The 24852-nt window shown below is 67.1% G+C and carries 19 protein-coding genes; 8 read left to right on the forward strand and 11 right to left on the reverse strand.

From position 1 onward, the window contains the following. Position 1 precedes the first annotated feature (1 nt). Entirely contained in the window at positions 2–1657 is a 1656-nt protein-coding gene (locus AC2S9W_RS15985) for an electron transfer flavoprotein-ubiquinone oxidoreductase (RefSeq protein WP_076077765.1), read from the reverse strand. Between the two features lie 140 nt (positions 1658–1797). On the opposite strand from AC2S9W_RS15985, the gene AC2S9W_RS15990 reads away from it, so the two are divergent. From AC2S9W_RS15990 to AC2S9W_RS16000, 3 genes are all read left to right on the forward strand, one after another. Then, complete coding sequence (locus tag AC2S9W_RS15990) at positions 1798–2577, forward strand: uracil-DNA glycosylase family protein (protein ID WP_243469501.1); 780 nt, start codon at positions 1798–1800, stop codon at positions 2575–2577. A gap of 3 nt (positions 2578–2580) precedes the next feature. Then, positions 2581–4362, forward strand: a complete 1782-nt coding sequence (locus AC2S9W_RS15995; protein WP_076075011.1) for a lytic transglycosylase domain-containing protein — start codon at positions 2581–2583, stop codon at positions 4360–4362. Between the two features lie 94 nt (positions 4363–4456). Then, complete coding sequence (locus AC2S9W_RS16000) at positions 4457–5542, forward strand: PA0069 family radical SAM protein (RefSeq protein WP_076075008.1); 1086 nt, start codon at positions 4457–4459, stop codon at positions 5540–5542. 137 nt (positions 5543–5679) lie between these two features. On the opposite strand, the gene AC2S9W_RS16005 is transcribed toward AC2S9W_RS16000, so the two are convergent. From AC2S9W_RS16005 to tpiA, 10 genes are all read right to left on the reverse strand, one after another. After that, positions 5680–7284: a long-chain fatty acid--CoA ligase gene (locus AC2S9W_RS16005; RefSeq protein WP_076075006.1), complete on the reverse strand. Its 1605-nt coding sequence runs from the start codon at positions 7282–7284 to the stop codon at positions 5680–5682. 196 nt (positions 7285–7480) lie between these two features. After that, complete coding sequence (gene dnaE / locus AC2S9W_RS16010; protein WP_076075004.1) at positions 7481–10969, reverse strand: DNA polymerase III subunit alpha; 3489 nt, start codon at positions 10967–10969, stop codon at positions 7481–7483. Positions 10970–11061: 92 nt separating this feature from the next. Beyond that, a complete protein-coding gene (locus tag AC2S9W_RS16015; RefSeq protein ID WP_076075002.1) occupies positions 11062–11520 on the reverse strand; it encodes a GNAT family N-acetyltransferase in 459 nt (152 codons plus the stop codon). Next, positions 11517–11996, reverse strand: a complete 480-nt coding sequence (locus tag AC2S9W_RS16020) for a glutathione peroxidase (protein WP_076075001.1) — start codon at positions 11994–11996, stop codon at positions 11517–11519. Before AC2S9W_RS16020 ends, AC2S9W_RS16015 begins: the two co-directional genes overlap by 4 nt. A 185-nt stretch (positions 11997–12181) precedes the next feature. Next, positions 12182–12859, reverse strand: coding sequence for an ABC transporter ATP-binding protein (locus AC2S9W_RS16025; RefSeq protein WP_486571252.1), 678 nt, complete (start codon positions 12857–12859; stop codon positions 12182–12184). Further along, entirely contained in the window at positions 12852–14102 is a 1251-nt protein-coding gene (locus tag AC2S9W_RS16030; protein WP_076074999.1) for a lipoprotein-releasing ABC transporter permease subunit, read from the reverse strand. The genes AC2S9W_RS16025 and AC2S9W_RS16030 overlap by 8 nt, the downstream gene beginning before the upstream one ends. A gap of 535 nt (positions 14103–14637) precedes the next feature. Beyond that, positions 14638–15324, reverse strand: a complete 687-nt coding sequence (locus AC2S9W_RS16035) for a Crp/Fnr family transcriptional regulator (protein WP_067106455.1) — start codon at positions 15322–15324, stop codon at positions 14638–14640. A gap of 37 nt (positions 15325–15361) precedes the next feature. Then, the gene (pyrG, locus tag AC2S9W_RS16040) at positions 15362–16996 is read right to left on the reverse strand and encodes a CTP synthase (RefSeq protein WP_076074998.1); all 1635 of its coding nucleotides are present in this window, start codon (positions 16994–16996) and stop codon (positions 15362–15364) included. Positions 16997–17098: 102 nt separating this feature from the next. After that, a complete protein-coding gene (secG, locus tag AC2S9W_RS16045) occupies positions 17099–17536 on the reverse strand; it encodes a preprotein translocase subunit SecG (RefSeq protein WP_076077762.1) in 438 nt (145 codons plus the stop codon). A gap of 120 nt (positions 17537–17656) precedes the next feature. Beyond that, positions 17657–18409 (reverse strand): triose-phosphate isomerase, encoded by a 753-nt coding sequence (gene tpiA / locus AC2S9W_RS16050; protein WP_076074996.1) that lies wholly within the window; start codon positions 18407–18409, stop codon positions 17657–17659. 201 nt (positions 18410–18610) lie between these two features. Between tpiA and AC2S9W_RS16055 the strand changes: the two genes are divergently transcribed. From AC2S9W_RS16055 to trpD, 5 genes are all read left to right on the forward strand, one after another. Beyond that, positions 18611–20554: a peptidylprolyl isomerase gene (locus tag AC2S9W_RS16055; RefSeq protein ID WP_076074994.1), complete on the forward strand. Its 1944-nt coding sequence runs from the start codon at positions 18611–18613 to the stop codon at positions 20552–20554. Positions 20555–20558: 4 nt separating this feature from the next. Then, a complete protein-coding gene (trpE, locus tag AC2S9W_RS16060) occupies positions 20559–22076 on the forward strand; it encodes an anthranilate synthase component I (protein WP_076074993.1) in 1518 nt (505 codons plus the stop codon). A 57-nt stretch (positions 22077–22133) separates the two neighbouring features. Then, positions 22134–23198, forward strand: coding sequence for an alpha/beta fold hydrolase (locus AC2S9W_RS16065; RefSeq protein WP_076074991.1), 1065 nt, complete (start codon positions 22134–22136; stop codon positions 23196–23198). Between the two features lie 62 nt (positions 23199–23260). Continuing rightward, positions 23261–23851 carry an anthranilate synthase component II gene (locus tag AC2S9W_RS16070; protein WP_076074989.1) on the forward strand — a complete coding sequence of 197 codons (591 nt, stop codon included), beginning with the start codon at positions 23261–23263 and terminating at the stop codon, positions 23849–23851. After that, complete coding sequence (gene trpD / locus AC2S9W_RS16075) at positions 23848–24846, forward strand: anthranilate phosphoribosyltransferase (RefSeq protein ID WP_076074986.1); 999 nt, start codon at positions 23848–23850, stop codon at positions 24844–24846. The genes AC2S9W_RS16070 and trpD overlap by 4 nt, the downstream gene beginning before the upstream one ends. Positions 24847–24852: the final 6 nt, after the last annotated feature.

Below are 24852 nucleotides of genomic sequence, written 5' to 3' on the forward strand. Positions count from 1 at the left end.
CTTACATATTCGGGTAATTGGGGCCTCCGCCACCTTCGGGAGTGACCCAATTGATGTTCTGGGTCGGGTCCTTGATGTCGCATGTCTTGCAATGGACGCAATTCTGCGCGTTGATCACGAACTTCGGGTCGCCTTCGTCCTGCCCGACCACCTCATAGACGCCGGCGGGGCAATAACGCTGCGCCGGCTCGTCATACAGCGGCAGATTATATTCGATCGGGATCGACGGGTCCTTGAGCTGGAGGTGGATCGGCTGATCCTCCTCATGATTGGTGTTCGACAGGAACACCGAGGACAGCCGGTCGAAGGTCAGCACGCCGTCAGGCTTCGGATAATCGGGCTTCTTCATCTGGTCGGCGCGATAGAGCGTCGTGTTGTCCGGATGATGCTTCATGGTAAAGGGTACGCGGATGCCGAAATTCTCCAGCCACATCGTCATGCCCGCCAGCATCGTGCCCGCGAGGTCGCCGAACTTCTCGACCAGCGGCAGCACGTTGCGGACGATGCCGAGTTCCTTCTTCACCCAGCTTTCGTCATAGGCGTCCTGATAGGCGGTTAGGACATCGCCCTCACGCCCCGCCGCGACGGCTGCAAAAGCCGCTTCCGCCGCCATCATGCCCGACTTCATCGCCGTGTGCGTGCCTTTGATGCGCGGCACGTTCAGGAATCCCGCGGTGTCGCCGATCAGCGCGCCGCCCGGGAAGGCGAGTTTCGGCACCGACTGCCACCCCCCGTCGCTGATCGCGCGCGCGCCATAGGAAACACGCTTGCCCCCCTTCAGTATCTCCGCGATCGCAGGGTGCGTCTTCCACTTCTGCATCTCCTGAAAGGGGGAGATGTGCGGATTGCGATAGTTGAGCCAGGTCACGAAGCCCAACGCGACCTGTCCGTTCGCCTGATGATAGAGGAACCCGCCGCCGTTGGCGTTCTCATCGAGCGGCCAACCCTGCGTGTGGATGACACGCCCCGGCGCGTGCTTGGCGGGTTCGATGTCCCACAGTTCCTTGACCCCGATGCCGTAGACCTGCGGCTCGCATTCGGCGTCGAGCGCGAATTGCGGCTTCAATATCTTGGTCAGATGGCCGCGCACGCCCTCGGCGAAGAAAGTGTATTTGGCGTGGAGTTCGAGCCCCGGGGCATAGTCGGGCTTGTGGCTGCCGTCGCGTGCGACGCCCATGTCGCCGGTCGCGACGCCCTTCACCGATCCGTCGTCGTTGTAGAGGATTTCGGCGGCGGGAAAGCCCGGGAAAATTTCGACCCCCAGCCCTTCGGCCTGCTCGGCCAGCCAGCGGCAGAGGTTGCCGAGGCTGCCGGTATAGGTGCCCTTGTTGTGCATGAAGCCCGGCGTGATGATGTGCGGAATGCCGAACTTCTTCTTCTTCGTCAGCATCCAGTGCTGATTGTCATTCACCGGCACTTCGGCGAGCGGACAGCCCTGATCGCGCCAATCGGGCAACAGCTCGTCGAGCGATTTCGGATCGATCACCGCACCCGACAGGATATGCGCGCCGACTTCCGACCCCTTTTCGAGGACGCACACCGACAATTCGCCGCCGGCCTCGTTCGCCAGCTGCTTGAGACGGATCGCCGCCGAAAGCCCCGCAGGCCCCGCGCCGACGATCACGACGTCATAGGGCATCGATTCCCGTTCGCTCACCGCAATCACCTTTCTGCCGTCCCCGCGCGGATCATTCATCGCGTCCCGCGCTCATTCTGTCACGAATTGCGATGCCTTCCAATTGACGCGCCCGTCAACCTCCTGTTTCAAACATTTTCATGGGTGGGCGATATTCAGCCTTGCTGGCCGAAAGCTATTGCGACTGGTGGTCACTGGCCGGTGTGGACTCGCTCGTCGGCGAGGTTCCGGCGGGCTGGCTCGACGTGCCCGTGGCGAACGACGTCGCAGGCCAGACGGGCGCCGCAAGGTCCGGCCCGGCGCCGACGGCCGAACCCGAGCGCGTCGTCCTGCACGCCGCCCTTCAGCGCCAGGAGGCCCCCGCCGCGCCGCAGGCGAAAACGCCCGCGGTGTTTCCCGGTGACTGGCAGGCATTCCAGACCTGGCTTTGCGAAGGCGAAGACGTTCCCGGCAGCCAATGGGACGCGCGTCGCGTGCTGCCTGCCGGCACGGCCGAGGCGCCGCTGATGCTGCTTACCGCGTGGCCGGAGATCGACGATCAGCGCGAAGGCATTCTCTTTGCCGATGCGGCGGGCAAGCTGCTCGACGCAATGCTGCGCGCAATCGGCCTTTCGCGCGCCGACTGCTATGTCGCGAGCCTCGCTGTCACGCGGCCGCCCGGCGGACGCTGCGACGCCCGCGACGCGGCGGAACTCGACCGGCTGCTCTGGCACCATCTGCGGCTCGCGAGGCCGCGGCGGCTGTTGCTGATCGGCGGCGACATCGTGCGAATGGCGGCGGGCATCGCCCTTCCCGACGCGCGCGGAAGGTTACTCGATATTAACCAAGATGGCGGCAAGGTGGAGGCGGTGGCAGTCGCACATCCCGCGACTCTGCTTGCCCGGCCGGTCCAGAAGGCGGCCGCCTGGGATAGCCTGAAACTGTTCAACCGGGGACGTTGACAGATGACCAGAACGATCACGGCGGTGACCGCCGCTCTCCTGTTTTCGATCGCCGCGGGCGGTGCGCCCGCGCTCGCCGCGGATGCCGGTGCGCCCGAGATGACGGCGCCGCCGCAGACCGTGCCCGACATTCTCTCGTCGAAGCAGAAGGCCTTCTACAAGCAGGTTCTCGCCGCGATCCGCGGCCAGCGCTGGGCGGAGGCGAAGACGCTGCTCGACGGGGCCGACCAGGACGCGAAGGGCGCTCCGCTCAGCGATTTCCTACGCGCCGAACTGCTGCTCGCGGCGGGCAGTCCGCGCGCTGAGGTCGCCGACATCATGCCGCTGCTCGCACGAGCGCCATGGCTCCCGCAAGCCGACCGGCTCGGCCGTCTGGCGGCCAAGCGCGGCGCCACCGACCTGCCGACACTGCCGCCGCAGACGCGTCTCGCCTGGGCAGGCAGCGCGCCGCGACGCGTCGGCGCCGATTCGGTCAACGACCCGGTGGCCGCCAGCCTCGCGCGCACCATTCCCGACCGGATCAAGAATGACGACCCGGCGGGGGCCGAGGCGTTGCTCAACGCGGTGATCGACCAGCTTTCGCCCGACGCGCGCGCCGAATGGACGCAAAAGGTCGCCTGGTCCTATTATATCGAGAATGACGACGCGAACGCGCTGCGCCTCGCCCTGTCCTGCGCCTCGGGCCACAATGGCTGGGCGACGCAGGGCGCCTGGGTGCAGGGTCTGGCGGCATGGCGACTGCGCGACTATCGCACCGCGCTCGTCGCCTTCGATCGGGTCGGCCGCGAAGCGCCCGACAGCGAACTGCGCGCCGCCGGCTATTACTGGGCCGCGCGCGCGGCGATCGCCAGCGGCGAGCCGGCGTCGGTGCAGCAGCGCCTGCGCGCCGCCGCAGCCAACGAAGAAACGCTCTACGGCCTGCTCGCCGCCGAAACGCTGGGTATCGAAACGGGAAGCCAGCGCGAGAATGTCCGCGCCGACCGCAGCGCATGGCGCGCGCTGGAGGATCTGCCCAACGTCCGCGTCGCGATGGCCTTTGCCGAGATCGACGAAGATCAATATGCCGGCGACGCGCTGAAACACCAGGCGCGCATCGGCAACCCTGGCCAGCACGGCCAGCTCATCGGCATGGCGCAGGCGCTCAGCCTGCCCGAAACCCAGCTTTATCTCGCGCACAACACTCCCGGTGGCCGCAAGCTCGCCGCCGCGTCGCGCTATCCGCAGCCCAAATGGGAGCCCAACGGCGGCTGGAAGGTCGATCCGGCTCTCGTCTTTGCGCACACCCTCCAGGAATCGCGGTTCCAGCGTGCGGTGGTGAGCCCGGCGGGCGCCTATGGCCTGATGCAGGTGCTGCCCGGCACCGCGCGCGATGTCGCGCGGTGGCGCGGCGAGGCGGTGGCGACGACCGATCTGCGCATCCCCGCGGTGAACATGGATTTCGGCCAGAGCTATCTGCAATATCTGAGCCGCGACGCATCGACCGGCGGCTTGCTGCCCAAGGTGATCGCCGCCTACAACGCCGGTCCGGCGCCGGTCGCGCGCTGGGCGACCGAAGTGCGCGACAATGGCGATCCGCTATTGTTCATGGAATCGATCCCCTATTGGGAGACGCGCGGCTATGTCGGCATCGTGCTGCGCAATTACTGGATGTACGAGGCGCAGCAAGGCAAGCCGTCGGTCAGCCGCGCCGCGCTCGCGCAGGGCCAGTGGCCGCGCTTTCCGGACGGCAAGGACCGGGTGCGCCTGACCCATGCGGCCCCGACCGGCCTCGCCAGCGCCAATTGACCGCGCCCTGAATCTCTTCGACCCGTCCCGGCTGTCGCCTTGAGACGGCAAGAATGTTCTTTCTTTGTTCTTATCCGCGCTCTATCCTGCGCCGATGGTCGCCAAGCCCCTGCCCCCGATCGCCGGTCGCGGCGCACCGGCGAATCCACGCCCGACACGCACCGGGTCGCCGGATCGCGAGGCCGACGGCGACTGGCTCGACGCGGCGGCGGAGATCGACGGCGGCGCGCCGCCGCTGCGCACGACGGTGACGGTCGAGCACCCAAAGACGATCATCGCGCGCAATAGCTCGCCCGACATCGGTTTCGACCGCTCGATCAATCCGTATCGCGGCTGCGAACATGGCTGCATCTATTGCTTCGCGCGGCCGACGCACGCCTTTCACGACCTGTCGCCGGGCCTCGACTTCGAAAGCCGCCTGTTCGCCAAGCCCGGCGCCGCGGCGCTGCTACGGCGCGAACTGGCGAAGCGCGGCTACAAGCCGGCGCCGCTGGCGATCGGGACCAACACCGACGGCTATCAACCGATCGAACGCGAATGGCGCATCACGCGACAGGTTATCGAGGTGCTCGCCGAGACCAAGCACCCGCTGCTGATCACCACCAAGTCCGACCGGCTGCTGCGTGATATCGACCTGCTCGCGCGGATGGCGCGCAACGATCTGGTCGGGGTTGCGGTGTCGGTGACGACGCTCGATCCCGCGCTCGCGCGCACGCTGGAACCGCGCGCGCCACACCCGCGGCGCAGGCTGGCCGCGATCCGGGCGCTGATCGATGCCGGCGTGCCGACGCAGGTCAACATCTCGCCGATCATCCCGGCGATCACCGACCCGGAGATCGAGGCGATCATGGCCGCGGCGGCCGACGCGGGTGCGATCCGCGCCTCCTACATCCTGCTCCGCCTGCCGTTCGAGGTCGCGCCGCTGTTTCGCGCCTGGCTGGCCGCCCATTACCCCGACCGCGCCGACAAGGTCATGCATATCGTGCAGGACATCCGGGGCGGGCGCGACAATGATCCTGATTTCTTCAGCCGGATGAAGGGGCGCGGCGTCTGGGCGCAACTTATCCGCACGCGAGTTCGGCGCGCCGCCCGCGCGCACGGACTGGACGGGGGCTTCCCGCCGATCCGCTGCGATCTGTTCAGACCGCCGGAAAGGGACGGTCAGATGGAGCTTTTCTAGATTCTAGTAACCTTGGATCGATGCGTTTCGTCATTGCGAGCGGAGCGAAGCAATCCAGGGCGGTTTGTGCCTGCTCTGGATTGCCGCGCGGCTTCGCCGCTCGCAATGACGATCATCCTGTTCCAGTCTGGCCCGACCTACGCTTCCGCCAGCGACTTCAGCTTGTAATCCTTGTAATCGTCGCGGAGTTGGCGCTTCAGCAGCTTGCCCGTCGCGGTGTGCGGCAGTTCGTCGACGAAGACGATCTCGTCGGGCAGCCACCATTTGGCGACCTTGTCCTGCAGATGATCGATGATGCTCGCCTCGCTCACCTCGGCGCCGGGCTTCTTCACGATCAGCAGGATCGGCCGCTCGTCCCACTTGGGATGGAAGACGCCGACCGCCGCCGCTTCCTGCACGCCCGGCGCGCCCACCGCCGCGTTTTCGAGCTCGATCGAACTGATCCACTCGCCGCCCGACTTGATGACGTCCTTCGCACGGTCGGTGATCTGCATGACCCCGTCGGGGTGCAGCACCGACACGTCGCCGGTGTCGAACCAGCCGTCCGCATCGGCGGCATCCTCTTCCGCCTTGAAATAGCGCTGGATGATCCACGGTCCACGGCACTGCAACCGGCCGCTCGTCTTGCCGTCACGCGGCAGGACATGGCCTTCGTCGTCGACAATGCGCAGTTCGACGCCGAACGGCGGGCAGCCCTGGCGGCAGATGACGTCGACCTGTTCGTCGAAGCTCATGCTGTCCCAGTTCCACGGGCGCCGGCCCATCGTCCCGATGGGGCTGGTCTCGGTCATGCCCCAGGCATGCCCGACATAGACGCCCGCTTTCATGAACCGCTCGATCATCGCGCGGGGCGCCGCCGAGCCGCCGATCGTGACATGCTGAAGCGCCCCGTAACCGATACCGGTTGCGTCCATGTGCGCGAACATCGCAAGCCACACGGTCGGCACCCCCGCGCTGTGCGTGACACCCTCGGCGTGCATCAGGTCGCACAGCACCTGCGCATCGTTGGTCGCCGAAAAGACCATTTTCGCCCCCACCGTCGCGGCGGCGAAGGGCACGCCCCAGCTGTTTGCGTGGAACATCGGCACGATCGGCAGGATGACGCTGCGGTTCGACAGGTTGAAAGCGTCGGGCTGAATTTCAGTGATCGCGTGGATGACGTTCGAGCGGTGTTCGTAAAGCACGCCCTTGGGATTGCCCGTCGTCCCGCTGGTGTAACAAAGCCCGACCGGATCGCGCTCGTCGAGGGCGACCCATTCGAAATCGGCATCCTCGGCCTCCACCAGATCGCGATAGGACAGATAGCCGTCCCGCGCCGGCGCGTCGAACAGCACGAAATGTTCGACCGTGCGGAACTGCGGCCGCAGACGCTCGACGATCGGCAGGAACGCCGCGTCGAAGAACAGCACGCGATCCTCGGCGTGGTTGACGATATAGACGAGTTGCTCGTCGAAAAGCCGCGGATTGACCGTGTGGAGCACCCCGCCCATTCCCGCAGAGCCGTACCAGCTCACCAGATGATGCCCATGGTTCATCGCCAGCGTCGCGATGCGGTCGCCTTTTTTCATGCCGAGCCGGGTCAGCGCGGCGGCAAAGCGGCGCGCGTCGCGTCCCACTTCTCCCCATGTCGATCGCGTCATGCTGCCATCCGCCCAGCGCGTGACGATCTCCCGCGTCGCATGTTCGCGCGCGGCGTGGTCGATCAGGCTCGTGACGAGTAACGGCTGGCCCTGCATTCCCATCTTCGGCACCCCTCCAGATTATTTGTCCCAGCGATAGGGCGTGACGCGCACTCGATGCAAGGCCTCACGCACCGACGGGGCGCGCGTTCGACGGGAATCAGCTACTGTAAAAGGCGCAATTGGGGCGTTAGTCGCAATTTTATTACAAAACCGCCTGCCTGCTGTTCGCTTCCAGCTTAGCGGCGCGGCCCCTACGCTACCGCACCCGGAACTCGCGCGGCGCGACGAGCGACAGCGCCGCGTCGCTTACGCCCGCGATCATTTCGAGCCGCGAGACGACGTCGGGTCCCAGCGCGAACCCGCGGCCGAGTTCGACGCGAACATCGCGTTCGGTCAACGGATCGCGGGTATCGATGACGACCCGGCCGCGCGCATCGTCGCGGCGTTCGAGCAGTGCCGCCATCTCGGCCATCGCCTCGGCCAGTTCGACGCGGCAGGTCAGTTGCAAGGCGGCTGTCGCCGCGATGTCGGTGAGCGACTGCGCGCCGCGCACCGTCACGCGCGGCGTCTCCTCGCCCTCCAGCAGGTCGAGCTCGACCGACAGCAGCGCGCAGCCTCCTTCCGCTGCGAGCGCTTCCAGCACCTTGCCCGCGCCCTCGTCGAAGCAACTCGACTGGAACTGGCCGCTTCGGTCGGAGAGTGTCAGGTTGAGGAAGCGGTTGCCGCGCTGCGACACGCGCGCGCGCGCGTTTTCAACCATCGCCGCCATCGTCATCGGGATGCGCGTGCCCGGCGTCATTTCGACATTGTCGCAGATGTCGCCATAGGTACGCACGCCGCGCGCGGCGAGGATCGCTTCATATTGCTCGACCGGATGGGCCGAGAAATAGAAGCCGAACGCCTCCTTCTCGCGCGTCATCCGCTCCCCGAGCGTCCATGGCTCGGCCGCGGGAAGCTGCAGCACGGGCGCAAGATCGACATCGCCGCCGAACAGCCCGCCCTGCCCGGTCGATCGCTCGTGCGCCGAGCTGTTCGCGCAGCCGAGCAGCGCTTCGGCCCCGGCATAGGCGCGCGGGCGGTCGGGCTCGACGCAGTCGAACGCGCCCGCCCCCGCCAGCGCCTCGATCTGGCGCCGGTTGAGTTGCTTGGGATCGATACGCCCCGCGAAATCGTCGAGGCTGGCGAAATCGCCCTTGGCGCGGCGTTCGGCGACCAGCGCCTCCATCGCCTTTTCGCCGACGCCCTTGAGCGCGCCGAGCGCATAGCGCACCGCGAGCCCGTCCTCCGTGCGGCCGACCGAAAAATCCGCCTCGCTCTCGTTGATCGACGGCGGCGCGATCGCGATGTCGAGCCGGCGCATGTCGTCGATGAACACCGACAATTTGTCGGTCTGGTGACTGTCGAACGACATCGAGGCGGCAAAGAATTCGTGCGGGTGATGCGCCTTCAGCCAGGCCGTCTGATAGGAGAGCAGCGCATAGGCCGCGGCATGGCTCTTGTTGAAGCCATAGCCGGCGAACTTGTCGATCAAGTCGAACAACTCGTTCGCGGTCTTGGCGTCGATGCCGTTATGCTCGCCGCAGCCCTTGACGAAGGTCTCGCGCTGCGCGTCCATCTCGGCCTTGATCTTCTTGCCCATCGCGCGGCGCAGCAAGTCAGCGCCGCCGAGGCTGTAGCCGGCCAATATCTGCGCCGCCTGCATCACCTGTTCCTGATAGACGAAGATGCCATAGGTTTCGGCGAGGATGCCCTCGAGCAGCGGGTGCGGATAGGCGATCGCCTCGCGCCCGTTCTTGCGCGCGCCGAACAGCGGAATATTGTCCATCGGTCCCGGCCGATAGAGCGCGACGAGCGCGATGATGTCACCGAAATTGGTCGGCTTCACCGCCGACAGCGTCCGCCGCATCCCTTCGGATTCGAGCTGGAACACCCCGACCGTGTCGCCGCGCTGGAGCAGTTCGTAGACCCTCGGATCGTCCCACGCGAGCTGATCGAGATCGACGTCGACCCCGCGCAGCGCGAGCAGCCGCCGCGCCTCCTTCAGCACCGACAGCGTCTTGAGGCCGAGGAAGTCGAACTTCACCAGCCCCGCGGTCTCGACATATTTCATGTCGAACTGCGTCACCGGCATGTCCGAGCGCGGGTCGCGATAGAGCGGGACGAGCTGGTCGAGCGGCCGGTCGCCGATCACCACGCCCGCGGCATGAGTCGAGCTGTGACGCGGCAGGCCTTCCAATTGGCGCGCCATGTCGAACAGGCGGCGGACACCATCGTCCTGCTTATATTCGGTCATCAACTCGGACACGCCGTTCAGCGCGCGTTCGAGCGTCCAGGGATCGGTCGGATGGTTGGGAACCAGCTTCGCCAGCCGGTCGACCTGGCCATAGCTCATCTGGAGGACGCGGCCGGTATCCTTGAGCACCGCGCGCGCCTTCAGCTTTCCGAAGGTGATAATCTGCGCGACCGTGTCACGGCCGTATTTCTCCTGCACGTAGCGGATCACCTCGCCGCGCCGCGTTTCGCAGAAGTCGATGTCGAAGTCGGGCATCGACACGCGCTCGGGATTGAGAAAGCGTTCGAACAGCAGCCCGAGCTTGAGCGGGTCGAGGTCGGTGATGGTCAGCGACCAGGCGACGAGGCTGCCCGCCCCCGAACCGCGACCCGGCCCGACCGGGATATCGTGCGCCTTCGCCCATTTGATGAAGTCGGCGACGATCAGGAAGTAACCGGGGAATCCCATCTGGGTGATGACGCCGACCTCGAAATCGAGCCGCGCGACATAGGCATTGCGTTCTTCCTCGCTGAGGTCAGGATAGAGCGCCAGCCGCGCCTCAAGCCCGGCATGCGCATCGCGCGCCAGTTGCGCCGCCTCGCCCTCGCGGTCACCGGCGAGGCTGGGCAGGATCGGCTTGCGTTTCGGCGCCATGAAGGCGCAGCGCTGCGCGACGACGAGTGTGTTGCGGATCGCCTCGGGCAGATCGGAGAAGGCATCCTCCATCGCTTCGGCGGGCTTCAGCCACGCCTCGGGGCTCGACACCCGGCGGTCTTCGCTTTCGACATAGGCCGATTGCGCGATGCACAGCATCGCGTCGTGCGCCGCGTGGAATTGCGGCTCGACGAAATTGGCGGGGTTGGTCGCGACGAGAGGCAGCGCGCGCGCATAGGCCATGTCGATCAGCGCATTTTCGGCCGCGATCTCGACTGCCTCCCCCCGGCGCGACAGTTCGATATAGAGGCGCCCGCCGAACAACGCTTCGAGCTGTTCGACATAGGCCTCCGCCGCGCTCGCCTGTTCATCGGCGAGCAGGCGTGCGAGCGCCCCCTCACCGCCGCCGGTCAGGCAGATCAGCCCGTCGGTCTTTCCCGCGAGTGCCGACAGCGCAACGTGCGGATCCTGCTCGATCGGCCGGTCGAGATGCGCCGCCGAAACGAGCGCGCAGAGATTGTCGTAGCCCATATCGTCCTGCGCATAGAGCGCGAGCCAGTCGATCAGCGGCGCGCCATTAGGCAGGCGCTGCCCCGGCCGCGCGACCGACAGGAAGGTGCCGACGATCGGTTGTACCCCCGCCGCCTTGCATGCGTCGCCGAACGCCATAACCCCGTAAAGCCCGTTGCGGTCGGCGATCGCGATCGCCGGGAACCCGCGCTCGCGCGCGGCCTTCGCAATGGCTTTCGGGTCGATCGCCCCCTCCAGCATGGTGAAACTGGAAAAGACGCGCAGAGGGACGAGGGGGCTGTAGGCCATGCGAGCGACGCTAATGCGCCCGAGGCGATTCGACCATGGCCGGTTTCACAAAATCGTCGAGTGGAGCGCCACGCCCGAAGAAGTGAGGCCCGTCACCGCAGCGGGCGCACCATGTGAACCGCGATGATCTCACCGTGCCGGGTTTCCTTCTCGAATCGGTAGCCCAGCCGCTCGTAAAGGGCGATATTCTCCGCCATCAGCTTGTTGGTGTAGAGCCGCGTCGCGCGCAGCCCTGCCTCGGCCGCCAGGGTTTCGGCATGGCGCATCAGGCGGGTGCCGAGGCCGTGACCCTGATGGCCCGGTTCGATCGCCACATTGACGATCAGCAATTCGTCCGCCTGCGGCACCGTTTCGACAAGCCCCGCAAGCGTGCCGTCGCGATAGAGGCAGTCGAAACGATGGTCGCGGATCGCGGCGTCATAATCGGCGGTCATGGGACGCGGCTTGACGGGCGTGACGCCAATCCATTTCGCATAGGCCCGCAACGTCAGGCCGCGAATTTCCTCGACCTGGTCGGGCCGGGCCCGACGAATCACCGTGCCGCCGGTCACGCTCCCAGCAACGCCTCGATTTCCTCGCGCAGCAATTCCGGCCGCGTGGTCGGGGCGTGGCGCGACACCACATTGCCCTCGCGATCCACCAGGAACTTGGTGAAATTCCACTTGATCCCGCTACCGAGCAGGCCGGTCTTCTCGTCCTTCAGATGCTTGAAGATCGGGTCGGCGCCCGACCCGTTGACGTCGATCTTCGCCATCACCGGAAAGCTCACGTCATAGGTGAGCGAACAGAAATTGGCGATTTCGTCGGCGTCGCCCGGCTCCTGCGCGCCGAACTGGTTGCAGGGAAAGGCCAGCACCTCGAACCCGCGATCCTTGTAATCGCGGTAAAGCGCCTCCAACTCCTTATATTGCGGGGTAAAGCCGCATTTCGACGCGGTGTTGACGATCAGCAGCACCTTGCCGCGATAATCGGCCATCGGTTTCGTCCCGCCGTCCGGCAGCGGCGCCGAAAGATCGTAGAGCGTCATTCGCCTTCTCCCTTTTTCACCCCCTTCCGCCTGCGGGAGGGGCAGTGAGAGTTGCGAGCTTGCTCGCTACTCGCAACGGGGTGGGCAGAACCATGCCGTCGTTAGCCCACCCCGCTGCGACTAGGCCCGACTGCGCCGGACCAAGTCTCGCTGCCCCTCCCGCAAGCGGGAGCGGAGGTGTCTGCCTACGCCTCGATATGCCCTTCGTGCAAGCGCAGCACGCGGTCCATCTTCGCCGCCAGCCGCTCGTTGTGCGTCGCGACCAGCGCCGCAGAGCCATGGTCGCGCACCAGCCCCACGAACTGCTCGAACACCCGGTCGGCGGTCGCCTCGTCGAGGTTGCCCGTCGGCTCGTCAGCAAGCACCAGCAGCGGCCGGTTCGCCAGCGCGCGCGCCACGGCGACGCGCTGCTGCTCGCCGCCCGACAGCTTGCTCGGCTTATGATGCAGCCGCTCGGCGAGCCCGAGCCGGGCGAGGAGGTCGGCGGCCCGGCCCTCCGCTTCGGCCTGGTCGGCGCCGCGGATCAACTGCGGCAGCACGACATTCTCGAGTGCGGTGAAATCGGGCAGCAGATGGTGGAATTGATAGACGAAGCCGATCTTCTCGCGCCGCGTCTTTGTCCGCTGCCCCTGATCGAAGCGCGTGACGTCCTCGCCGTCGATGCGGATCGTTCCCTCGAAGCCGCCTTCGAGCAGGCCCACGGCCTGCAGCATCGTCGACTTGCCCGATCCCGAAGGGCCGAGCAGCGCGACGATCTCGCCGCGGCGCAGGCTGGCGTCGACCCCGCGCAGCGCGTCGATCGTCACCTCGCCTTGCGTGAAGCTGCGCCGCAGGCCGATCAGTTCCAGCGCCAGATCATTCATAGCGCAGCACCTGCACGGGGTCGGTGTTCGCCGCCTTGAACGCCGGATAGAGCGTCGCGAGGAAGCTGAACAGGATCGCCATCACCGCGATGCCGGCAATTTCGAACGGATCGGGCTTCGACGGCAGTTCGGCGAGGAAGCGGATCGACGGGTCCCACAGCGGCTGGCCGGTGACGAACTCGGCGCCGCGCAGGACGCCCTGGCGGAAATAGAGCAGGCTGAACCCCAGCGCCATGCCGAACAGGGTCCCGGCGATGCCGATCGACAGGCCGATCGCCATGAAGATGCGCAGCACCGCGTCGCGCGGCGCTCCCATCGTGCGCAATATCGCCATGTCGCGCGTCTTGGCGCGCACCAGCATGATCAGCGAGGAGACGATGTTGAACGCGGCGACCAGCACGATCAGCGACAGGATGACGAACATCGCGACGCGCTCGACCGACAGCGCCTCGAACAGCGCGCTGTTCATCGACCGCCAGTCGGAAATGACCGCCTTCGCCGCCACCTTCTCGGCAAGCGGCTGAAGGATCGGGCCGACCTTGTCGGGATCGGTCACCTTGACCTCGATCATCCCGACCTGGTCGCCGGTGAGGAGCAGCAACTGCGCATCCTCCATCGGCATCACGACATAGGCCTTGTCGAAATCATAGACGCCGATCTCGAAGATGGCGGAGACGCGATAGCCGATTTCGCGCGGGACGGTGCCGAAGGGCGTCGAACGGCCCGCCGGGTTGATGATCGTGATGTTCGACCCCACGGTGGCGCCGAGATTCTTTGCCAGTTCGCTGCCGATCGCGACATTGCCTGATCCCGGCGTCAGTGTATCCAGGCTGCCTTGCAACACCTTGCCGCCCAGCGTCTCGTTGCGACGGATGTCGGGGACGGTCATCCCGCGCACCAGCACGCCTTCGACGCGGCCGCCGAAGGTGGTGAGCAAGGGCTGCTCGATCAGCGGCGTCGCGGAAACGACGCCGGGCGTGGCTTTCGCCTGCTTGAGCACGCCCTGCCAGTCGTCGAGCCGCCCACCGAATCCCTGCACTACCGCATGGCCGTTGAGCCCGACGATCTTGTCGAACAGGTCGGCGCGCACGCCGTTCATCACGCTCATCACGATGACGAGCGCCGCGACGCCCAGCGTCACCGCGACGAAACTGAACGCCGCGGCGACGAAAATGAAGCCTTCGCCGCGTTGCGGGAGCATGTAGCGCTTGAAGATGGCACGCTCGTAAGGACGCAGGATCATCGGAAAACCGGCCTTCTGGAGCGCAAGGGAAGGTCATGCATGCCGCTGCTTTACGGGCGCCTCCGCCCGCTGGCAATGGGCGGTGACCGCCGTTCATTTGCGAATCATTCGCATAATCTGTTGCCCATCCGCCACAGCCGCGGGCAAAAGCGGCGATCCGCGCGTGCCAGAGGGTGACAAAGCGCCATCGTCGCCCTAGCCCGATGACTTCTGGTTCAACGCGGCCAAAGGCCCGGCTCCAGGGAGTGCAGATCCTTCGCCGGTCTGCGCACAAGGGGGATGGCGACGTTCGTCACTGGCGCCCGGGTCTCGATAGAGGCCCGGGCGTTGTGATTCGGGTCGCGGACAAGCGAAGTCCGGACACGAATGGAAGCCGGGGCAAGCCGGCACCTCCCCTGCCGCTTGCGGGAGGGGCTGGGGGTGGGCAGCCACGCCGCAACGGCCCACCCCGCTGCGACTGACGAACAAGTTCGCAAGTCTCGCTGCCCCTCCCGCCTGCGGGAGGGGAGATAGGTTCCGCTGCCGCGCGCCGCTCCTACCCCTCGCTCTCGCTGATATCCTCCAGCATGTCGGGGTCGAGCACGCGCACGCGGCCCTGCTCAAGCGAAATGATCCCCGATTCCTCCCAACTTCTCAGCTGGCGGTTGATATGTTCGCGGCTCATCCCCGCGAAATTGCCGAGTTCGGTCTGCGACAGCTCGAGGCGCTGCGCGGCGTCGCCCGCGTCCTTGCGGATCAGGCGCTTCAGGTAGCGCGCGAGCCGCGGTCCCGAGGCATAGGCACGGTCGCTTTCGATCGTCTGGTCGGCAGTGCGTAGCCGCCGCGCCAGCTGGTGCATCAGCGACCATGCGAAATCGGGGTGGCTGGTCACGAAATCGCGCATCGCGTTGCGCCCGAGCTGGAGCGCGCTGCCGGCGCTCGTCGCCGTCACCGACGCGGTCCGTTCGCCGCCGTCGAGCAGCGCGATCTCGCCCAGCACCGCGCCCGGTTCGGCATAGGCCAGCACGATCTCGCGCCCGTTCGGGGTCAGCATCGATACGCGCGCGCTGCCCTCGGTCAGGATCAACAGGCTGTCGCCCGCCTCGCCCTGCGCCAGCAATTCCTTGCCCTTGGCGAAGTGCATGTGGACCGCGCGGCCGGCGATGTCGGCCCAATCCTGAAGCGTCAGGCCGGAAAAAATGGAGTCGGGGCCTTGGAGTTCGGCAAGTTTCGCGTGATCCATGGCCTGTACGTCCTTCCTGTTGCCCCACTCCGGCGCGTCAGACCAGTCGGCTCTGCTTCACCGCCGCTTCGATGAAGCCTTTGAACAGCGGATGCGGATCGAAGGGCTTCGACTTGAGCTCCGGATGGAACTGCACCCCGATGAACCACGGATGGTCCGGCCGCTCGACGATTTCGGGCAGCATGCCATCGGGCGACAGCCCTGAAAAGACCAGCCCGCCCTTTTCGAGCGGCTCGCGATAGGCGCCGTTCACCTCGTAGCGGTGGCGGTGCCGTTCGCTGATCGTGTCGGCGCCATAGATGCTGGCGACATGGCTGTTCGGCGACAGCTTCGCCTCATAGGCGCCGAGGCGCATCGTCCCGCCCATGTCGGTATCGGCACCGCGCTTCTGAAGCCCCTCGGCGCCCATCCATTCGGTGATCAGCCCGACGACGGGTTCGTCGGTCGGGCCGAACTCGGTGCTCGAAGCCCTGGCGATGCCGCTGGTGTTCCGCGCCCCCTCGATGCACGCCATCTGCATGCCGAGGCAGATGCCGAAGAAGGGCACGCCGCGTTCGCGCGCGAAACGCACGCTCGCGATCTTGCCTTCCGACCCGCGCTCGCCGAAACCGCCGGGAACGAGGATGCCGTGCATCGGCTCCAGCTTGGCGGCGAGGTCGGCCTCGCCGTCCTCGAACATCTCGGCGTCGAGCCAGCGGATATTGACCTTGACCCGGTTGGCGAGGCCGCCGTGGGTCAGCGCCTCGTTGAGCGACTTGTAGGCGTCGGGCAGCGAGACATATTTGCCGACGACGCCGATCGTCACCTCGCCCTCGGGGCTCCGCTTGCGGTCCATGATGTCGTACCAGCGGGTCAGGTCGGGGTCGGGCGCATCGGCGATGCCGAAGGCGCGCAGCACCTCGCTGTCGAGCCCCTCGCCATGATATTGCACCGGCACCGAATAGATGGAGTCGGCGTCGAGCGCCGGGATCACCGCTTCCTTCCGCACGTTGCAGAATTGCGCGATCTTGGCGCGCTCGCTGTCGGGCAGCGGCTTTTCGCAGCGGCACAGCAGGATGTCGGGCTGCACCCCCAGCGAGGCGAGTTCGCGCACGCTGTGCTGCGTCGGCTTGGTCTTCAGCTCCCCCGCCGCGGCGATATAGGGGACCAGCGTGACGTGGACCGAAACCGTATTCTCGCGCCCGACGTCGTTGCGAAGCTGGCGGATCGCCTCGATGAAGGGCAGCGATTCGATGTCGCCGACGGTGCCGCCGATCTCGCACAGCACGAAATCGAGGTCGTCGGTCTCGGCGCGGGCAAAGGCCTTGATCGCGTCGGTGACGTGCGGGATCACTTGCACCGTGGCGCCCAGATAGTCGCCGCGCCGTTCCTTGGCGATGATGTCCTGATAGATGCGGCCGGAGGTGACATTGTCGCTCTGCCGCGCCGCGACGCCGGTGAAGCGCTCGTAATGGCCGAGGTCGAGGTCGGTCTCCGCCCCGTCGTCGGTCACATAGACCTCGCCGTGCTGATAGGGCGACATCGTGCCCGGATCGACGTTCAGATAGGGGTCGAACTTGCGAATGCGGACGCGATAGCCCCGCGCCTGCAACAAAGCCGCGAGACTAGCCGCCATCAAACCTTTGCCAAGGGAGGAGACCACGCCGCCGGTGATGAAAATGAACCGCGCCATGGGAGGAAAGACTTACTCAACAGGAGGGGGACGGCGCAAGCCGCCGAATCGGTCGCCGCGGAAATATTTTCCGCGACGCGGGGTGGACAGGGCCGAAGCCGCTTATTTCTTGGCGGGCGGCGTCTGCGCCGGGGCGGCGTCCTGGCTTGCCGCGGCAGCGGCCGCCGCCAGCGGATCGTCGCTCGCCGGGGCGGCCGGAGCCGCCTGGGCGGGGGCTTCGGGTGCCGGGCCGGTCATCGACGGCGCCGCCGTGCCGCTCGATGGCTGCGCGGTCTTCGACAGCGAGGTATCGATCGTCGAGCCGTCGCGACCGACCGAGGCCATCGCCGCAAGCAGGATCGACAGACCGACGAACAGCGTCGCGAGGATCGTCGTCAGTCGGGTCAGGAAATCCGCCGCGCCGCGCGCCGAGAGCAGACCCGCCGGACTGCCGCCGACGCCCAATCCGCCACCTTCCGACTTCTGCATCAGGATGACGCCGATCATCGTGGCCGCGATCACGGCCTGGACGACCAGCAGGAAGGTAAAGAGGCTCGACATCGACGATTCCCGAAAGCTCGCGCGGCCCCCAAACGGACCGCGCCCGCGGCGCACATAGAGACGAAGCCGCGTCGCTTCAAGCCATACGTCGCCGCCGCGGGGCCGCAGCGGCGATCGCGATCACCCCAACTGCGCCGCCGCCGCGACGATCGGCAGGAACTTGGTGGCGGTCAGGCTCGCCCCGCCGACCAGCGCGCCGTCGACGTCGCCCGCATCCAGCAGTTCGGCGGCGTTGTCGCCGTTCACCGACCCGCCATAGAGAAGACGCATCGCCTCCGCCGCCGCCGGACCGGACAGTTCGCCCAGCCTGGCGCGAATCGCGCCGTGCATCGCCGCAACATCGGCGACGGTCGGCACCAGCCCGGTGCCGATCGCCCAGATCGGCTCATAGGCGATGGCGAGGCGCGCGGGATCGAAGGCGGCGGGCAGCGAGCCCGCGACCTGCGCCAGCACATAGGCGATGGCGCCCCCCGATTCGCGCACGTCGCGCGGTTCGCCGACGCACAGGATAACCGACAGGCCGGCGGCGAGCGCCGCTTCGGCCTTCGCCTTCACATCGGCGTCGCTTTCGCCGAACCCTTCGCGCCGCTCGCTGTGCCCGACGATGACGAGCCGGGCACCGGCATCGGCCAGCATCGGCGCCGCGACCGACCCCGTATAGGCGCCCGCTGCGGCGGCATGGCAGTCCTGCCCGCCGACCGCCGCCCCCGGCGCCGCGTCCGCCATCGCGCCGATCAGGGTGAAGGGCGGACACAGCGCGACGTCGACCGCGGCATGATCCGCCGCGCCGGCAAAGATCGCCCGCGCCTCGTCCAGCGCCGCCTTCAGCCCGTTCATCTTCCAGTTGCCGACCACATATTTGCGCCGCGCCATTGCCTCTTTCCCTTGTTGAACCTGTGAATGGGCCTGCCCTAGCGGTGCGCGCCGGGGAAAGGAAGCCGTGCGCATGCGAAGGACGTCGGCGGATGAACCGGCAGACGAAAAGGCCCTTTCCCGCCTTGATGCCGCCCCGCCTCCCGCCTAAAGCAGCGCAAGCCGCGCGATGCCGCGCTTCGCCGAAAGAATGCCCGCTTCATGATCACCGCCATCCGCAATCTCTTCAGCTCCGCCATCGGCAAGTTCCTCGCGCTCGCCTTCGTCGTCGTCGTCGGTCTCGCCTTCGCGCTCAGCGACGTGACCGGCAGCGGCACCTTCGGCGGCATCGGCGGCGCCAACGTCGCGCAGGTCGGCGACACCGAGATCGGCGTCGGCGAGCTACGCGACCGCGTCCGCCTCGCCTATAATCAGGCGCGGCAGGATCAGCCGGGGATGACGATGGCGTCCTTCGTCGAATCGGGCGGACTCGATCAGGTGCTGAACCAGCTGATCGAGGGCGCCGCCTTCGAACAGTTCGCGGCCAAGCTGGGGTTCGGCACCAGCAAGCGGCTGGTCGACGGACGCATCGCCGACCTGCCCGTCTTCGCGGGCGTGTCGGGCAAGTTCGACCAGACGCGTTTCCAGGCCTTCCTGCGCGAAAACGGCATCAGCGAGGCACAGCTTCGCCGCGACCTGCGCCAGCAGCTCTTCGTCGAACAGCTCGCCGCGCCGATCGGCACCGTCGCCCGTCTCGCGCCGGGCATGGCGCAGCCCTATGCGGCGCTGTTGCTAGAGGCGCGCCGCGGCGACGCGACCTTCATCCCGTCGAGCGCCTTTGCGCCAAAGACCGATCCGGGCGACGACGCGCTGCGCAAATATCTGGCGCAGAACAAGACCAAATTCACGGTGCCCGAACGCCGCGTGCTGCAATATGCGCTGTTCGATCGCGCGTCCGCGCCGGTTCCGGAGGTCGCGGCCGACGAAGTCGCCGCCTATTACAAGGCGAATGCGGCGCGCTTCTCCGCGAGCGAGACCCGTCGCTTCGCGCAGGTGATCGCGCCCGACCAGGCGACGGCGAACGGCATCGCCACGAAGGTGCGCGGCGGCGCGACCATCCAGGCCGCGGCGCAGGCCGCCGGGCTTTCGGCCTCGACCACCGGCGCGCTCACCCGTTCGGCCTATACCGCCATGACGAGCGATACGATGGCCAAGGCCGCCTTCGCCGCCAAGCGCGGCGACCTGCTCGGCCCGACGCAGACCGGCCTCGGCTGGGCCGTCACGCGCGTCGAGGACATCATCGCCCAGCCGGCACGCACGCTGGCCGAAGCGACGCCGGAAATTCGCACCGAGCTCGAAAAGAACAAGGCGAACGAGTCGATCGTCGATTATTACAACGCCATCCAGGACGCCGTGAACGGCGGCGCCGCGATCGAGGAGGTCGCCAGCGACCGCAAGCTCAAGCTCGTCGAGACCCCGCCGCTGCTGCCGAGCGGGCGTCCGGCCGGACCGTCCGATTTCACTCTGCCGCCCGAACTGGCGCCGATGGTCGCGCAGGCCTTTCAGGGGAACGAGGGCGAGGGCCAGATCGCGACGCTCGTCGAGAACGAGAAGTTCGCGGTGTTCGCCGTCAAGTCGGTCGTCGCCGCCGCACCGCCGCCCTTTGCGCAGATTCGCGGCGACCTGCTGACCGACTGGCGCTTTGCCGAGGGGCAGAAGGTCGCGCGCGACAAGGCACGCGCGATCGCCAAGGCGGTCGAAGGCGGCAAGAGCCTGGCCGAAGCGGTACGCGCCGCCGGCCCCAATATCGGCAACGTCCAGACGATCGGCGGCCGCCGCGCCGAACTGGGCCGCGACGGTCAGGGCGTCCCGCCCGAACTCGCGCTGCTCTTTTCGATGGCGCAGGGCAGCGTGAAGACGCTCGAAATTCCAGGCAACCGCGGCTGGATGGTGATTTCGCTCGGCCATGTCGACCGCCCCGATCCCAAGCAGATCGACCCCGCGCGCGTCGCCGCCATCGCCCAGCCGCTCGGCCCGGCCTTCGGCAGCGAACTGGTCGAGCAGCTTGCCGCCGAGGCCAAGCGTCGCGTCCGGGTGAAGATCGACAAGGACCTGCTCGAACAGCTTCGCCAGGAGTTGAGCGGCACGGCAGCCGCCGTCGAATAGCGCCATGACGCTCGAAGGCCGATCCGCAGCGCTCGAAGCGCTGGCGCAGGGACGCGGCGCGGTGGTCTGGCAGCGCCAGATCGCCGACGTCGAAACGCCGGTTTCGGCGGCCCTCAAGCTGATCGAGCCGGGTCGCGGCGACTGGGTTCTCGAATCGGTCGAAAGCGGCGAGACGCGCGGCCGCTACAGCCTAATCGGCCTCGATCCCGACCTGATGTTCGAGGTGACGGGCGACGCCGCGCGGATCAACCGCGAATGGCGCCGCGACCGCGCCGCCTTTCGCCCGGTCGCGGGCGGGGCGCTCCAGGCACTGCGCGACCTCGTCGCCGAATGCCGCTTCGCGGTGCCGGAGGGACTGCCCAAGGCGCTGGCGACGCTCGTCGGCTTCTTCGCCTATGAGACGATCGGCCTCGTCGAGCGGATTCCGCGCGCGGCCGGACCGGGGCTCGGCCTGCCCGACATGATCTTCGTGCGCCCGACGACGATTCTCGTCTTCGACCGGCTCGCCGACGAACTGTTTCTGATCGCGCCGATCTGGCCCGATGCGGACGGCGCGATCGACCGGATGATCGACGACGCGCAGGAGCGGATCGAGACGATCGCCGCGCGCCTCGCCAGTGCCAGCGCGCACGGCGCGCGCGCCGAAACCCGCATCGACCCGGCCGCGATCGTCGCCACCCCCGCAACCGCGCCCGACGATTATGCGCGCATGGTGCGCGCCGCAAAGACGTATATCGGCGCCGGCGACATCTTTCAGGTCGTGCTGTCGCAAAGCTTTTCGGCGCCGTTCGACCTGCCGCCCTTCGACCTCTATCGCGCGCTGCGGCGGGTGAACCCCTCCCCCTTCCTCTATTTCCTCGACCTGCCGGGTTTCGCGCTGATCGGTTCGTCGCCCGAGATTCTCGTCCGTGTGCGCGATGGCGAGATCACGATCCGGCCGATCGCCGGCACCCGCCCGCGCGGCCGCACCAGCGCCGAGGATGCCGAGAATCGCGAATCGCTGCTCGCCGATCCCAAGGAGCGCGCCGAGCATCTGATGCTGCTCGACCTCGGCCGCAACGACGTCGGCCGCGCCGCGACCGGGGGCAGCGTGACCGTCACCGACAGCTATACGGTCGAATATTACAGCCACGTCATGCACATCGTGTCGAACGTCATCGGCCGCCTGGCGCCCGGCAAGGACGCGATCGACGCGCTGTTCGCAGGCTTTCCGGCGGGCACGGTCAGCGGCGCGCCGAAGGTCCGCGCCTGCCAGATCATCGCCGAACTCGAAACCCAGGCGCGCGGGCCCTATGCGGGCGGCGTCGGCTATTTCGCGCCCGACGGCAATATGGACAGCTGCATCGTGCTGCGCACCGCGATCGTCAAGGACGGCGTCATGCATGCGCAGGCCGGCGCGGGCATCGTCGCCGACAGCGACCCCGCCTACGAACAGCGCGAGTGCGAGGCCAAGGCGGGCGCGCTGTTCGCCGCGGCGCGCGAGGCGGTGCGGATCGCGGGAACGCCGGGTTACGGGCAATGATCGCCGCTTCTCGAAGAGGGCTTAAATCCGGCGCGCAAACGCGCTAGCGTCGCCGCCATGCTGAAATATCTCGCTCCGCTCGCCCTGCTGCTCGGCGGCATCGCCCCGACCCACGCCCAGACGGTCGAAGGTGCCGTCGAAGGCGATGCGATCCTCAAGGATTTCACCTTCGGCACGGGCGAAAAGCTGCCCGAGCTAAGGCTTCACTATACGACGCTCGGCAAGCCGCAGCGCGACGAACAGGGCCATGTCACCAACGCCGTGATGATCCTCCACGGCACCGGCGGGACCGGGAAGCAGTTCTTTCAGCCCCAGTTCGCCGACGAGCTTTTCGGCCCCGGCCAGCCGCTCGATACGAGCAGATATTATATCATCCTGCCCGACAATATCGGCCATGGCGGCTCGTCGAAGCCCAGCGACGGCCTGCGGATGAAATTTCCCCGCTACGACTATGACGACATGGTCGCCGCGCAGCACCGCATGCTCACCGAAAAGCTCGGCGTGACGAAGCTGAAGCTGATCCTCGGCACCTCGATGGGCTGCATGCACGCCTTCGTCTGGGGCGAGATGCATCCGGGTTTCGCCGAAAGGCTGGCGCCCTTCGCGTGCCTGCCTGTCGAAATTGCCGGCGTGAACCGGATGTGGCGCGCGCTGTCGATCGACGCGATCAAGGCCGATCCGCTGTGGAAGGACGGCAACTACACCGATCCGCCGCTCGCGGGCCTGCGCACCGTGGCCTCGCTCATGCTGATCGCGGGCTCCAATCCCTATGCCTTGCAGGCTCAATATCCGACGCGCGCCGCGGCGGAGGCTTACAAGGATGAGGCGTTCGCGCGCACATTCGCTCGCGGCGATGCAAATGACACGATCTACCAGCTTGATTCGTCGCGCAATTACAATCCGTGGTCGAACCTCGAAAAGATCACGGTGCCTATGCTGTGGATCAACTCCGCCGACGATTTCATCAACCAGCCCGGCTACGGGATCACCGGAAAGGCGGCGGCACGCATGCCCGGCGCGACATTCGTCCTGATCCCGGCCAGCCCCGAAACGAAGGGTCACAGCACGCACAGCTGGGCGAAATTCTGGAAAGACGACCTCGTGAAGCTGATGGCGGAGTGATCGGCCGCCGGAAAGCTTCTATCCCTTCCCCTCGCCTCTCAAAAGCGATACGGCCCGCCGCCATGATCCTGGTCATCGACAATTACGACAGCTTCACCTTCAACCTCGTTCATTATCTGATCGAACTGGGGGCAGAGGTGCGCGTCGAACGCAACGATGCGCTCACCGCAGCCGAGGCGCTGGCGAGCGGCGCCGAGGCGATCCTCATTTCCCCCGGCCCCTGTACCCCGAACGAAGCCGGGATCAGCCTCGATCTCGTCGCCGCCTGCGCCGATGCGGCACGGCCGCTGCTCGGCGTATGCCTCGGTCATCAGGCGATCGGCCAGCATTTCGGCGGCACGGTGCAGCGCGGTCACCTGATGCACGGCAAGACCTCGCCGGTGTGCCACGACGGCACCGGGCTGTTCGCCGGCCTGCCCTCGCCGCTCACCGCGACGCGCTATCACAGCCTCGAAGTGGTCGACATTCCCGCCGCGCTCGCGATCAATGCGACGAGCGACGATGGCGCGGTGATGGGCTTTCGCCATGTCGAACTGCCGATCCACGGCGTGCAGTTCCACCCCGAGAGCATCGCCACCGAGCACGGCCACGCGATGCTCGCCAATTTCATGCGGCTGGCGGGGCTGCCGGTCGCCGAGCGGCAGGCGGCATGAGCCGCTTCGGCCCCTTTCCCGACCCCGCCCGCTTCCTCGAACCCGACGAGGCGGCGCATGCCTTCGCAACGATGCTCGACGGCGGCGGCCGCGACGAGGAGGTGGCCGGCTTCCTCTCCGCGCTTTCGGATCGCGGCGAGACGATGATCGAGATCGCCGCCGCGGCGCAGGCGATGCGCGAGCGGCTGATCCCGATCCAGGCGCCCGCGGGCGCGATCGACGTCTGCGGCACCGGCGGTGACGGCCACCACACGCTCAACGTCTCGACCGCGGTGTCGATCGTCGTCGCGGCGTGCGAGGTTCCCGTCGCAAAGCACGGGAATCGCGCCGCTTCCTCGAAATCCGGCGCGGCCGACACGCTCGAGGCGCTCGGGCTCGACATGGAGCGCGCCGGGCGGATGGCGGAGGCGCAGCTCGCCGACCTCGGCATCTGTTTCCTCTTTGCCGCCAACCATCATCCGGCGATGAAGCGCATCCAGCCGATCCGTCAGGCGCTGGCGCGCCGCACCATCTTCAACCTGATGGGGCCGCTCGCCAATCCGGCGCGCGTGACGCGCCAGCTCATCGGCATCGCGCGCCCCGCCTATGTTCCGGTCTATGCCGAAGCGCTGCACCGGCTCGGCACCGACCATTCGCGCGTCATTTCGGGCGACGAAGGGCTCGACGAGCTGTCGCTCGCGGGCGGTAACGAGGTGGCGGTGGTGACGCCCGACGGCGTGCAGATGCAGCGCAGCACCGCGGCCGACGCCGGTCTGCCCTCGCATCCGATCGCTGCGATCCGCGGCGGCGACGCCAGCTATAATGCCAGGGCCTTGCGCGACCTGCTGCGGGGCGAGCACGGCGCCTATCGCGACGCGGTGCTCTACAACGCCGCCGAGGCGCTTGTCGTCGCGGGCGCGGTCGACAGCCTCGTCGACGGGGTCGAGGAAGCCGCCGAGGCGATCGACAAGGGGCTTGCCAACGCGCTGCTCGATTGCTGGATCGCCTACCGATGAATGACG

Source organism: Sphingopyxis sp. 550B (assembly GCF_057401805.1).

Excerpts from the sequence above, each read along its gene's own strand:
- AC2S9W_RS15995 (WP_076075011.1), top strand. The coding sequence starts at position 2,581 with ATGACCAGAACGATCACGGCGGTGACCGCCGCTCTCCTGTTTTCGATC.
- AC2S9W_RS16000 (WP_076075008.1), top strand. The coding sequence starts at position 4,457 with ATGGTCGCCAAGCCCCTGCCCCCGATCGCCGGTCGCGGCGCACCGGCG.
- AC2S9W_RS16005 (WP_076075006.1), bottom strand. The coding sequence starts at position 7,284 with ATGGGAATGCAGGGCCAGCCGTTACTCGTCACGAGCCTGATCGACCAC.
- dnaE (WP_076075004.1), bottom strand. The coding sequence starts at position 10,969 with ATGGCCTACAGCCCCCTCGTCCCTCTGCGCGTCTTTTCCAGTTTCACC.
- AC2S9W_RS16020 (WP_076075001.1), bottom strand. The coding sequence starts at position 11,996 with ATGACGCTCTACGATCTTTCGGCGCCGCTGCCGGACGGCGGGACGAAA.
- AC2S9W_RS16025 (WP_486571252.1), bottom strand. The coding sequence starts at position 12,859 with ATGAATGATCTGGCGCTGGAACTGATCGGCCTGCGGCGCAGCTTCACG.
- AC2S9W_RS16030 (WP_076074999.1), bottom strand. The coding sequence starts at position 14,102 with ATGATCCTGCGTCCTTACGAGCGTGCCATCTTCAAGCGCTACATGCTC.
- AC2S9W_RS16035 (WP_067106455.1), bottom strand. The coding sequence starts at position 15,324 with ATGGATCACGCGAAACTTGCCGAACTCCAAGGCCCCGACTCCATTTTT.
- pyrG (WP_076074998.1), bottom strand. The coding sequence starts at position 16,996 with ATGGCGCGGTTCATTTTCATCACCGGCGGCGTGGTCTCCTCCCTTGGC.
- secG (WP_076077762.1), bottom strand. The coding sequence starts at position 17,536 with ATGTCGAGCCTCTTTACCTTCCTGCTGGTCGTCCAGGCCGTGATCGCG.
- tpiA (WP_076074996.1), bottom strand. The coding sequence starts at position 18,409 with ATGGCGCGGCGCAAATATGTGGTCGGCAACTGGAAGATGAACGGGCTG.
- AC2S9W_RS16055 (WP_076074994.1), top strand. The coding sequence starts at position 18,611 with ATGATCACCGCCATCCGCAATCTCTTCAGCTCCGCCATCGGCAAGTTC.
- trpE (WP_076074993.1), top strand. The coding sequence starts at position 20,559 with ATGACGCTCGAAGGCCGATCCGCAGCGCTCGAAGCGCTGGCGCAGGGA.
- AC2S9W_RS16065 (WP_076074991.1), top strand. The coding sequence starts at position 22,134 with ATGCTGAAATATCTCGCTCCGCTCGCCCTGCTGCTCGGCGGCATCGCC.
- AC2S9W_RS16070 (WP_076074989.1), top strand. The coding sequence starts at position 23,261 with ATGATCCTGGTCATCGACAATTACGACAGCTTCACCTTCAACCTCGTT.
- trpD (WP_076074986.1), top strand. The coding sequence starts at position 23,848 with ATGAGCCGCTTCGGCCCCTTTCCCGACCCCGCCCGCTTCCTCGAACCC.